This is a genomic window from Limnochorda sp. L945t, from assembly GCF_035593305.1.
Lineage (GTDB): Bacteria > Bacillota > Limnochordia > Limnochordales > Geochordaceae > Carboxydichorda > Carboxydichorda subterranea.
Window position 1 is genome coordinate 2,395,606 of sequence record NZ_CP141615.1, and the last position, 11,948, is coordinate 2,407,553.

9 protein-coding genes are annotated in these 11,948 nt (G+C 70.4%); 8 read left to right on the plus strand and 1 reads right to left on the minus strand.

Annotated elements, in window-relative coordinates; translation table 11 throughout:
* Positions 1 to 65: 65 nt before the first annotated feature.
* Entirely contained in the window at positions 66 to 449 is a 384-nt protein-coding gene (locus U7230_RS11110; RefSeq protein ID WP_324715907.1) for an ArsR/SmtB family transcription factor, read from the plus strand.
* Positions 450 to 462: 13 nt separating this feature from the next.
* Positions 463 to 2,865, plus strand: a complete 2,403-nt coding sequence (locus U7230_RS11115) for a heavy metal translocating P-type ATPase (protein WP_324715908.1) — start codon at positions 463 to 465, stop codon at positions 2,863 to 2,865.
* 13 nt (positions 2,866 to 2,878) lie between these two features.
* Here U7230_RS11115 and U7230_RS11120 read toward each other — a convergent pair whose 3' ends face one another.
* Positions 2,879 to 3,856 carry a CgeB family protein gene (locus tag U7230_RS11120; RefSeq protein WP_324715909.1) on the minus strand — a complete coding sequence of 326 codons (978 nt, stop codon included), beginning with the start codon at positions 3,854 to 3,856 and terminating at the stop codon, positions 2,879 to 2,881.
* Between the two features lie 67 nt (positions 3,857 to 3,923).
* Between U7230_RS11120 and U7230_RS11125 the strand changes: the two genes are divergently transcribed.
* The 6 genes from U7230_RS11125 to U7230_RS11150 all read left to right on the plus strand — a co-directional run bounded on the left by U7230_RS11125 (position 3,924) and on the right by U7230_RS11150 (position 11,857).
* Positions 3,924 to 4,715: a glycosyltransferase family 2 protein gene (locus U7230_RS11125; RefSeq protein WP_324715910.1), complete on the plus strand. Its 792-nt coding sequence runs from the start codon at positions 3,924 to 3,926 to the stop codon at positions 4,713 to 4,715.
* Positions 4,712 to 5,785: a glycosyltransferase gene (locus tag U7230_RS11130; protein WP_324715911.1), complete on the plus strand. Its 1,074-nt coding sequence runs from the start codon at positions 4,712 to 4,714 to the stop codon at positions 5,783 to 5,785. Before U7230_RS11125 ends, U7230_RS11130 begins: the two co-directional genes overlap by 4 nt.
* Before the next feature lie 48 nt (positions 5,786 to 5,833).
* On the plus strand, positions 5,834 to 8,143 hold the full coding sequence (locus U7230_RS11135; RefSeq protein WP_324715912.1) for a DUF3794 domain-containing protein: 2,310 nt from the start codon (positions 5,834 to 5,836) through the stop codon (positions 8,141 to 8,143).
* A 150-nt stretch (positions 8,144 to 8,293) separates the two neighbouring features.
* Positions 8,294 to 10,255: an SPOCS domain-containing protein gene (locus U7230_RS11140; RefSeq protein ID WP_324715913.1), complete on the plus strand. Its 1,962-nt coding sequence runs from the start codon at positions 8,294 to 8,296 to the stop codon at positions 10,253 to 10,255.
* Positions 10,256 to 10,362: 107 nt separating this feature from the next.
* A complete protein-coding gene (locus U7230_RS11145; protein WP_324715914.1) occupies positions 10,363 to 11,058 on the plus strand; it encodes a glycosyltransferase in 696 nt (231 codons plus the stop codon).
* A 61-nt stretch (positions 11,059 to 11,119) separates the two neighbouring features.
* Positions 11,120 to 11,857, plus strand: coding sequence for a glycosyltransferase family 2 protein (locus tag U7230_RS11150; RefSeq protein WP_324715915.1), 738 nt, complete (start codon positions 11,120 to 11,122; stop codon positions 11,855 to 11,857).
* Positions 11,858 to 11,948 lie beyond the last annotated feature (91 nt).

Genomic DNA, 11,948 nt, shown 5'->3' on the forward strand with positions numbered 1-11,948 from the left:
GACGTCTCAGGTAACACAGGCTACCATAGATAAGCGCATACTTATATGTGGAGGTATGGAGACGCATGCTGGCCACTGCTGCCCGGAGCGTCCGCGAGGGCGAGGACGCTCATCGCTTTGCCGGGGGGCCGGCCTCCACTCCGGGCGTCGCCCTGGAGGCCGCCACGGCGCGGCGGATGGCCGACCTGTTCAAGGTGCTCGCCGACCCTGCCCGCCTGCGGGTCATGGCTTGCCTGGTGGGGGGCGAGGTGTGCGTGCACCGCCTCGTCGAGACGCTGGGGATGTCGCAGCCGGCCGTCTCCCACCACCTGCGGGTCTTGAGGTTCATGGGCCTGGTGAGTTACCGGCGGGAAGGGCGCCACGTCTTTTACCGGCTCGACGACCGGCACGTGCTCGACCTCTTCATGCAAGCACTGTCCCATGCCAGCCACTCCGGGTCGGCCACGTGAGGACCGGGTAGCCATGGCCACGCAAGAGCAGGAAGGATGTGCCGCCGCCGTGCAACCGTCGCTCTTGACGTTTCCCCTGTCCGACGTGCTGCCCGGCGTCCCCGACCAAGACGCTTGCGTCGATCGGTTGCTCGAGGCCGCCCGGCGCATCCCCGGTGTGCGCTCGGCCCGGCGGACCGGCAGCGGGCCGGCCGCAGAGATCCGCCTGGAGATCGACGGCGAAGCCGCCGGCGCCCTCACGGTCGGGTCGGAGATCCGTGCGCACGCTCGCCGCATCCTGAGCCAGTACCGCCATGACCGCGTCAAGCTCAACGGTCTGGACTGCCAGGAATGCGCCAGGGCCGTCGAGCACGTGATGTCGCGCGTCAGCGGCGTCCACGCGGTGGCCGTCAGCTTCGACGAGTCTACGATGGCCATCGAGTACGAGGCGGGCCGGTTGCGCCGTCCGGATATCGTCCGAAGGGTGGAGGCGCTGGGCTACGAGGTCGAAGGCATCCGCTCCGTCCGGCAATGGGTCCGCCGGCACCACTCCCTGGTGAGGGCGCTGGCCGCCGGCGTGGTGGGTCTCGTTGCCTGGACGGTCGCCCGGCTCTCCGCCTCTCCCCCACCGGCGCCGGTCGTTCACTCGCCCCACCTCGCGTTCGCCTCGGGGCTCTTGTTCGCCTTCGCCTACGTCCTGGCGGGGTGGGAGACGGCTCGCCACGCACTACGGTCCCTGGCTCGAGGTCACGTGGATGTGGACCTGTTGATGCTGCTCGCGGCCGCCGGCGCCGCAGCCATCGGCCAGCTCGCGGAGGGCACGGTGCTGCTGGTGCTGTTCGCGATCGGGCACGCCCTGGAGCACGAGGCCACCGGGCGAGCTCGCTCCGCCATCCAGAGCCTTTCGCGCCTCGCCCCTCGTACGGCCCGCCTCGTTCGGGACGGGACGACCGCGGAGGTGGCCGTGCATGCTCTGGCCCGGGGCGATCGCGTCCAGATCCGCCCGGGGGAGCGTATCCCCGTGGACGGCACCGTCGTGGCCGGCAAGGGAGCCGTCGACCAGGCCACGATTACCGGGGAGAGCGTTCCGGTGCCCAAGGCACCGGGGGATGCGGTCTACGCGGGGACGATCAACACCGACGGGATGCTCGAGGTCGAGGTGACCCGGCTCTCGTCGGAGTCCACGCTGGCCCGCATGGCCCGCCTGGTGGACCAGGCGCGCCGGGAGAGTTCCCCCCAAGAGCGCCTTTCCGGGCGCATGGCGCGCATCCTGGTGCCGGCCGTGCTGGTGGCCGACGTGCTGGTCGCAGCCGTGCCCCCCATGGCCGGCTGGCTGCCCTGGCGCGAGGCGGTGTACCGGGCGATGGCTTTACTGGTGGCCGCCTCTCCTTGCGCCCTGGCCGTCGGCGTCCCCATCGCCGGAGTCGCCGCCCTGGCCCGGGCTGCCCGCCAGGGCCTGTTGGTCAAAGGTCCGGCGTACCTGGAAGCGCTGGGCGCGGTCAAAGCGGTCGCGTTCGACAAGACGGGCACCCTGACCCTCGGGCGTCCGGCCGTCGAGGCCGTCGAGCCTGTGCCAGGAGTGAGCGCCGAGACCTTGTTGGCGATGGCAGCCGCCGCCGAAGCCCCTTCGACGCACCCCCTGGCCCGGGCCATCGTGGAGGCGGCCCGCACCCGTCACCTGCAGTGGCCCCAGGCAACGGACGTTCACCAGGTGCCGGGCCAGGGTATCGAGGCCACGGTCGAGGGGCGACGGATCCGGGCCGGGAGCGCCGCTTTCGTCCTGGGGGAGGCCGGCCTCCCGGGCGCAGCCCCCTGGCCCGCGCCGGCCGGGTCGAGCGCGGTCCACGTGGCCTGCGACGGGAAAGTCGTCGGAGTGGTACGCCTCACCGATCCCGTGCGCGAGGAGGCGGCCGAAGCTGTGCGCGCGATGCGGCTGCGGGGGGTCCGCCACGTCTCGCTCATCAGCGGAGACCGCGCCGAACTGGCCCGACACGTGGCGGAGCAGGTCGGCGCGGACGAGGCACTGGCGCCTCTGCTACCCGAGGAGAAACTGCAGGCCGTGCGCGCTCTGGTCGGCCGGTTCGGGGCCGTCGCCATGGTCGGCGACGGGGTCAACGACGGGCCCGCCCTGGCCGCAGCCACCGTCGGCGTCGCCATGGGCGCCGCCGGCTCGGACGTCGCCCTCGAAGCTGCGCCGGTAGCCTTGATGGGCAGCGATCTGCGCATGCTCTCCGACGCCATGGACCTCGGGCGCGCCACACGGCGCGTCATCGTCCAAAACCTCGCGATAGCCCTGGGGGTCATCGGCGCGCTGGCCTTCGCCGCGGTCACCGGCGCCGTCGGCATCGGGGCCACCGTGGCCCTCCACGAGACCAGCACGCTGGCGGTCGCCCTCAACGGCCTGCGCCTGCTGCGCTGGCGCCCCACGCGCACGTGACACCGGGGCGCCCTCAGCGCATCCACGGCGCGATGGTGTCGAGGATGTGCCGGGCACGGTGGCGGTACGAGTGCTTGCTGCACGCCTCGAGCTGGCCTGCCCGGGCGACGCGCGCTCGCTCCTCGGGGTGGTCCAGGTAGTAGCGGGCAAGCTCCAGCGTCTGAACCGGGGAGTCCGATACCACGAGGTGCTCGCCCGGCCGGAAGAGGTGAAGGTGCGCCGGCGTCTCGTGGGTCAGGTAGAACGCCCCGCACCCCAGCGCCTCGAAGGTACGCATCGCCGTCTGCGTCGACGAGCTGGCGTCGCTGTGGATCCCGAGCACGATGCGGGCCGATGAGAAGACGACGGGTAGCTCCTCGTACGGGAGCAACCCCTTGAGCGCCCGGTCGAAGCGCCGGTGATCGACGGGGCTACCCGGAGCGTCCCAGCCCTGCCCGTAGACGTGGACGTCCAGGCCCGCCTCCAGCAGCGGGAGCAAGATCGTCCGCACTCCCTCGCGCCGCGTGGGAAACTGCCCGTACCAGTTGGCCACCAGCACGGCATCGCACACCCTGGCCGGGTCGGGCTCGACCTTGCGGTGCAAGCCGGGCCAGCACGCGAAAGGCAGCACCTCCGCTCGCAGGCCCAAGGCCCGGTAGCGGGGCACCGCCTCGGCGGCCGTCGTAAACGTGAAGTCGCACCGCTCGGCCACCCGCCGGGAGAGGTCCCACAGGGGCGGGTCCTCGATGGCCCAGTAGACGTGGAACACCTTCTCGCGGCGCAGCACGTCGCACACGAGTCCCAGATCGACCCCCGGGAACCCCTCGGTGATGGCCAGGTCCGGCCGCCACCCCCGGACGATGTCGAGCAGCCGCCGGCACTGCACGTCGGGCGGCATGCCGAAGAGCCGGTACTCTCCCTCGTGCACGAAGACCTCGTGGCCGAGGTCTTCGAAGCCCCGGGCGAGCCCGTACTTGATGACCGGCGCGCAGTTGGTGAACAGCACCCGCATGCCCGAACCGCTGCCTCGGGGCCAGGGTATGCCGCCCGGCATATACCGGAACACCGGAGGACCTGCCTTGCGGCACACATCGTCAGCTCGAACGGCCGGGGATGGCCCGAGGGCACCCGTCGACGTGGACCTGGTGATCGTCAGCTACGGGCGCCACGACCTGCTCGAAGCGTGCGTGGCCAGCTTCACCCGTCACACGGCCGGCTACCGGTACCGGCTCATCGTGGTGGACAACACAGGCCCTGGCCCCATGGCCTCCCATCTCGACCGGCTCGAGCGGCAGGGAGCCCTGGTCATTCGCAACGCGGCCAACGCAGGCTACGCCCGCGCCTGCAACCAGGGCATCGCAGCGGGCAACGGGAGGTACGTGGTCCTGCTCAACAACGACGTGCGGGCGACGCCGGGGTGGCTGCCGCCCCTGGTGCGCTGCATGGAGGAAGACCCGTCGGTGGCCGTGGCCGGCCCCCTCCTGGTGACGCCGGACGGCTACCTGGTCGGCGTACCCGTCACGGGCACCGACCTGGACCCTCACCAGCCCGGGCTGTGGCAGCACGAGAGTGTCTGGCCCCTTCCTCGCCGCCCGGTGGCGTGCCTGACCGTGAGCGGGGCCGCCTACATGATCCGGCGCGCCTGCCTGGCGCACGTCGGGCTCATGGACGAGGGATTTTTCCTCTACTTCGAGGACGCCGACTTCAGCCTGCGGGCCCGGCGGGCCGGCTACCGGGTCGTCTGGTGCCCCGGCAGCCGGTTGGTCCACCTCGTCTCCGCCACCGGGCGCGACCACCCGGCGCGCGACCGGGTGTACCAGGAGAGCGCCCGGCGCTTCTGGCGCAAGTGGGGAGGTTTGCCGGCCCGGTGACGCAGCTCAGGCTCACGGTCGTCTATCCCCCGACGCTGGACTGGGGGTGGATGACCCAGCGCCCCCAGCAGATATCCTTGCGCCTCGCCCGGCGGGGCATCGGCGTCGTCTACTGCAACCTCACCCAGCGCCCCGGACGGCCTCTCGAGCCCATTTCGCCCAATTTGTGGATCTGCCACGACTTCGAAGCACTCAAGCGCCAGCCCGTCCCGGGTGCGGTCGTCTGGGCCAGCTGGGGCCGGCACTGGCCTCTGTTCGGCCGGTGGAACGCGCTGCTCAACGTCTTCGACAACCTCGACGACTTCGAGAGCTGGGAGAGGGACGACCGGGAAGCCGCCGCGCGGGCGGACCTGGTGCTCGCGACCTCTCGCCTGTTGTTCCAGCGCTGGGCGGCGCGCCGCCCGCACGTCTACCTGGTTCCCAATGCGTGCGACTTCGAGCACTTCCACCGAGCCGCCGTCTCTCCGCCGCTTCCGGAGCCGCCCGATCTCGCCGGCATCCCCCGCCCGCGGGTGCTCTACATGGGGGCGCTCGCCCCCTGGCTCGACGCCGCCGCCATCGAGGCCCTGGTGGCGACCTACCCCGGCACCGCCTTCGTCTTCATCGGCGCTTCCATGGGCTACGAGCCCCCCCGGCGCCCCAACGTCCACGTGCTGGGTCTCAAGCCGTACGAGGCCCTGCCTTCGTACCTGGCCCACTGTGACGCAGGGCTCATCCCTTTCCGGCCCGAGCGGGTCACGAAGGCCGCCAACCCGGTGAAGCTGTACGAGTACCTGGCTGCCGGCCTGCCCGTCCTCGCCTCCTGCCTCCCCGAGCTGGAGCCGTACGCGGGCGTCGTCCACCTGGCGGGCCAACCGCCGGAATGGGCCGCTCTGCTCCCCGCTGCGCTGGCAGACACCTCCGCGGCACGCCGTGAGCAGCGCGCCGCCGTAGCCCGGGCCAACACGTGGGACGACCGGGTGGACCAGATCGTCTCGCTGCTGCACAAAGCGATCGCCGTCAAGCAGGCCCGCGAGTCGGCCTCCGCGGTATGGCGGGTGCGCCCGCAGCCGTACGTGAAGCGCATGTAGGCGCGGCTTCATAGGATGGCAAGCAGAGCAGGCGAGGAGGCGCGTGCGATGGCCGTCTCCCGGGCCGCGAGTCCGCAGGGCGGGGGTCCGGCGATCAAAGTCAAGGAGATCCGGGCAGAGGCCCTCGTCCGGGAAGCCCTCGTGGTGCCCAATGCCGTAGTGGTGCAGGGGTCCGTGCACAAGCAGATCTTCTGGGTCGGCGTGGACGGCACAGTCCACCACACGCCGGAGACGCTCCCGTTCACCCAGATGATCCCCGTGCCGGGTGCCCGCCCGGGGATGCTGGCCCAGGTGCAGAGCGCGGTCGAGCACGTGGCCTTCGTGCTCTCGCCCGACGGCACCACCGTCTTCCAGAAAGTGTTGGTGCGTTCGTCGGCGGTGGCAGCCGAGCTGCAAACCATCAGCATCCGGACGGGGACCGGCCCCCTGGTCCGGGTCGAGGAGTTCATCGGACAGGCGAGCGCCCAGCGGACCGTGGCCAGCCAGCACGCCCTGGCGAGCCCCGCCGTCAAGCTGACCGAGGTGCGGGCCACCCTGGAGGCGGTGACCCCTTCCGCCGGCACCGACACGGTCACCGTGACGGGACTGCTCCACTACCAGATCTTCTACGTGGGCACCGACGGCCGCCAGCACCATCAGAGCGCCCAGGCGCCCTTCGAAGTCGTGGCCGCCGTCCCCGGCTCACGGCCCGGCGATCACGCCACCGTCTCGCTCGCCATCGTCAACCTCGAGCCTACCCTGGTCGACCCCACGACGGTGGACGTCGCCTCCTTGCTGGGCGGCACCGTGGTCGTGAGCCGCCCCCGCGACGTCAGCGTCGTGGCCGGCGAGGGGCCCGTCCTCAAGCTCGCCCAGCTGGTCGGGGAAGCCCCGGTCACCGCCGGCGACACCGCCGACCTGGTACTCAGCCGCCAGCCGGCCGCCGTCACCGGGGTCGTCACCACCATCGGATCGGTGACCGCCCGGGTCCATCTCGGCCAGGTCTTCATCAGCGGCACCCTCGTCTACCGGGTCGACTACGTCGACGCCGGGACGGGCGAGATGCGGTCCGAGAGCTTCACGGAGCCCTTTTCCGTGGCCGTGGACGTGCCGGGCGCGGCCGCGGGCATGGATGCCTCGGTCCAGCTCGACGTGACGGCCACCGTCTTCGAGCTCGTCGCGCCCAGCACCGTGCGCGTCACCGGCACCCTCTCGGGAAGCGTGGTGGTGACCCAGCTCGTCTTGCTTCCCGTCGAGCCGGGCACGGATCTGACCATCCTGGCCGAGGTCGTGGTCGGCACGGGCACGAGCCAGGTCCTCGTCGAGCGCCCCGTGCCCATCGTGCCCGTCGCCCCGGAGGTGCTCGAGCGGGTCATCCGGGTCGAGGAACTGGCCCCGGTGCGGGCGCAGAGCCTGGTCCAGGCTCTGGTGCCGCTGCCTCAGCCCGCCGTCAAGATCAAGGACGTGCGCGGGGAGGCCCGGTTGCTCGGCGTGGAACAGTTCGGCCCGCGGGCGCTCGGCGTGCGCGGGGTGCTCCACCTCGAGGTGTTCGTTGTCGGCACGGACGACATCATGCACCACGTGGCGTTCGATCAGCCGTTCCAGATCCTGGTCTCCGTGCCGGGGCCCGTCGGCCCCGACTTCCGGCTCGAGCTCAGCATCGAGAAGATCCTGCCGCGCCTCGCGCAGGACGGGCGTGCCGTGAGCGTGGTGGCCGTCGTCCGGGTCTCGGGCGGGACCGCCTCGTCCCGCCAGGTGCCCGTGGTGCTCGACATCCTCGGCGCCGACGTGACCATCGACCGGATCCGGGCCAGGGCCGACCTCGTCCAGGGCGAGGCCAGCCTGCAGCACGAGGTGCGAGGCACGGTCACGCTCTCGCCCCCGGCCGCCCCCTCGGTCCCCGTGCAAGTCGAGGCCCAGCCTGCGGGCTTCAGCGTCCAGGTCGGCAACGGGCAGGCGCTGGTCCTGGGAACGGTGCGAGCCGCCCTGACCTACTCGGCGGCCGACGGTACTCTCCACCGGGCCACCGCCGAACTCCCCGTCGAGCTGGCGGTGGCGCTGCCCGGCGTCCGGCCGGGCATGACGCCCTACCTGACCGTGACGGTGACCGGGGCCCGGGCGACGCCGGCGCCGGGCGGCGCGAGCGCCGAGGTCGCCGTCCAGCTCTCCCTGCTGGTCAAGGTCACGGAGCGGGTGGTGCTGGACCTCATCACCGACGTGCGCGGGCCCGCCGTCGTTAGCGTGGAGCGCCAGACCGTCCTGCTCGACGTGGTCGACGACGGCGTCCCCTACCCTGTGCCGGTGACCATCGTGACCCACGTCACGCTCGCCTCGGATCCCCTCGCCGTACCGCCCGCCGCGGCCGCCGGCCCAAGGTAGCAGTTAGGATTGGCGTCCCGTTTCCCACACCACCGTGCCCCCATAGCCTGGGCACCGAGCGGCGCATGTCCGGCAGGCCGCGCCGGGTCTCATCCCGGCAGGCAGCGATGAGCGCCAGGGGCGCAGCGGAAAGGGGGATGACGAAGAGCCGTGGCCCAGGAACACACCCTCTACGCCATGGCCGCGCTCTTGCTGATCTTGCTGGTCGCAGGAGTGTGGTGGATCAGCTCGAGGCACCACGCCAGGCCCCGCGGCACGAGGCCACCGGTCCTGCCCGGATCCGGCAAGACCAGCCGGCGGATAGGCATTTCGCCGGCTGCATCGACGCCGGCAGGCGAGGTGCTGGCGGCAACGTTACCACTCGAGGCCGCCTTGCTCGTGGAGCCCTTGCCGGCCGACGACGCGACCGATGCGGCACCGTCTGCGCCATCCGGCGCGCAAGACGGCGGGGCACCGGAACGGCAGGAGCGGCCCGAGCCGTGGGGAGAGACCCCACAACAACCGGCACGACAGCAACAGGAAGAGGAGGTGGAAGAGAGTCCCGCCGGCCAGACGGAGGTAGCACCGCCGGTGGCGCCTGTGGACGAGACGAGCACGGATGAGCCCGAAGCGGGCGCGCCGGCACCCGTGGAAACCGTTGCCGGCGACGTTGCCGGCGACGCCGAGGCTACCACGGCACCGGATCCGATGGGAGACGGCACCCCTGGTGATGCGGAGCCGCCGGAGTGGGAGCCCGATGCACCACCCCCGGCGTCCTCCACCGGAAGAGAGCCGCCAATCCGGTACGAAGGAGCGATGCTCACCGTGGGTGTCGACCCGTTGGTCAAAGCGGAGGTCGTGGTCGCAGAGAACAGCCGCCAGGTGCTGCAGGAGTGGCGTACTCCCCTGCCGGCCGGGACCATCAAAGTCCGGGACATCACCCACCGGATCGTGGACGTACGCTGTGAGCTCCTGGACGACAAAGTCATCGTCCAGCTGGTCCTTGAAAAGCAGGTCTTCTACGTGGGGCCCGACAACCTGGTGCACCACCTGGGCGAGCGGGTGCCCGTGAGCACGTTCGTGGACGTGCCGGGTACCCGTCCGGGCATGCACTGCCAGCCCACCGTCACGGTGGAGCGCATCCTCTTCCATCTCGAGGACTGCGTGCTGGTGCAAAAGATCATGCTCGACGTCTTCGTGAAGGTGACGCAGCGCGAGCACGTCAACCTGGTGGAGCAACCCGGTGGACTCCCGATCAAGGCGCTCGAGGTGGTGGCCGACGTCACCGGCCAGATGGTGGAGGAGATCCCGGTCACGCTCAGCGTGCCCGCGATCAAGGTCGTCGAGGTGCGGGTCTCGATCCCGCCGGAGTTCCTGACCATCGAACCGATCAACGACAAGGTGATCATCCAGGGGCTGCTCCACAAGCAGATCTTCTTCGTCGACGAGGCCAACGTCGAACGCCACCAGGCCGTCGACGTGCCCTTCAGCCACTTCGTCGAGGCTCCCGGCACGCGGCCGGAGCACGTCGTCATCGTCGAGCCGGTGGTCGTCTTCACGGCGTTCGATCTCCTCTTCCCGGACGGCGCCAGCGCCACCACGCAGATGCTGGAGAAGGTCGTCGTCGACTTCCTGGTCAACGTGGCCCGCTTGCGCATCATGAGCGTGGTCGAGAACCCGGCAGGCGTGCTCATCAAGGCCGAGGTGGTGCTCGGGCAGGGCACCAACCAGATCATGCTGGAGCGGGACGTCACGCTCAGCGTCGGAGCGCTCAAGATCAGCGACGTGCTGGCCCGGGTCGAGAACCTGCGCGCCATCTCCCTCCCCGGCAAAGTGCTGATACAGGGCACCGTGCACAAGCAGCTCTTCTTCGTCGGCCTCGACGACGGGCTCGAACACCACCAGGCCGAGACGATCCCGTTCAGCGCCGTGGTCGAGGTGGTGGGCTCGGCGCCCGATCTCCTCGTCCAGGTCACCCCGACCATCGAGCACATCCAGACGGAGCTCCTGTCCCCCACGCTGGTGCATCAAAAGGTCATCCTGCGCTTCGACGTGGTCGTAGGGGAGGAGCGCCAGGTGAGGCTCCAGACGGCACCCTATCCTTACCCGCTACCGGTCGTACCGGGCGCATAAGGCGTACCGGAGCGCCTGGCCCATTCCGGCAGCGCCGGTGCCTGCCGCCTCACGGCGGGTGCCGGCGCTGCCGGTGTCATGGAATGGCGAGGTGTGTCTTGCGATCCATGGGAAACAAGCTAACGGCGGTCATGATCGCCCATAACGAGGCCAACCGCTATCTGGGCATGGTCCTCGAGGACCTGGTCAGCTACTGCGACGAGGTCGTGGTGCTCGACAGCGGTTCGACGGATGGGACGGCGTCCCTCGCCCGGTCGTTTCCCCGTGTACGGGTCTACCGCAACGAGCGGGATCTGTTCTGGGAAGACGAGTCGGCGCTGCGCCAGCAAGCCTGGGAACTGGCCCTCGCCACCCATCCGGAGTGGATCCTGGCCATCGACGCCGACGAGATGCTCGAGCGAAAGTTCAAGAAGATGCGCTTCCAGCTCTTGAGCCAGAAGGGGTATCACCTGCTGGGGTTCCAGAGGTTCCACATGTGGAACGGCATGAACACCTACCGCGTCGACAAGGGATGGGACAATCGCTGGGTCTACACGCCCATGATCGCCCGGGTGTTCCCGGGCAAGACGTACCGGTTCCGCCCCCAGAAGCTCCACGGAGGCAGGCTCCCCGAAAACGTGGACGGGCCGATGCTGGCGACGGGCCTGCGCTACCGCGACTTCGGGTACGTGCGCAAGGAGGACCAGGTCCGCAAGTACCTCGAGTACATGGCGCACGACCCCACCGGATGCGGAGGTGTCCTGCTTGACCACTACCGGAGCATCCTCGACCCCGACCCGGTTCTCCTTCCCTGGACGGAGTAGGCCTGCGGCCGCAGCACCCTCCCAGGTTACGACCGGCCTCGCGCGGGGGGTCGCGGACATCGTGGTGGTGAGCTACGAGGAACTGGAGCACCTGCAGGCGTGTGTCGAGAGCGTCCGGCGGCACACGCCCGGTCCCCATACCCTGACCGTGGTGGACAACGGGAGCGGGGAGCCGATCCGGGCCTACCTGCGCTCGCTCCAGGACGCCCGGGTGCTGTGGAACGAGAGCAACCGTGGGTATGCCTCGGCGTGCAACCAGGGAGCGCAGGCGGGCAACGGCGAGTACGTCGTGTTCCTCAACAACGACGTGGAAGTGACGCCCGGGTGGCTGGACGCCCTGGTGCGGGGGATGGGGTCGGACCCGCGGATCGCCGTCATCGGGCCCAAACTGCTCACCCCCGACGGGCACATCGCCTTCGCGGGGGCCGGGGTGATGGGGACCAACCGCCACCACGTGGCGCGAGGCACGGGCCTGCCCGACGGCCCCGACGTCTTCGCACAGCCCGTCGACTGCCTCGGGCTCGTCGGCGCCTGCTTCATGATCCGGCGCAGCCTCGTGCCGGTACTGGGGTGGTTCGACGAAGGCTACTTCTTCTACTGGGAGGACATGGACTACTGCCTCAATGCCCGGCTTCACGGCTACCGGGTCGTATACTGGCCCGAAAGCCGCGTCGTCCACCACAGTTCGGTCAGCACGGCCAAGGTCGGCTCCGCTTCGGCGACCTGGTTCCAACTCGGCCGCCAGCGGTTCGAGTCGAAGTGGCAGCACGTGCTGGACGACCCCACCGAGTACCGCTGAACGCCGGAGGCCTCCGGCGTCGTGCGCGGGCCACGCAAATGCCCCGCCCGTCCCATGGCGGAGAGCGTCGCCGGCCCATAGTCTGGATTCC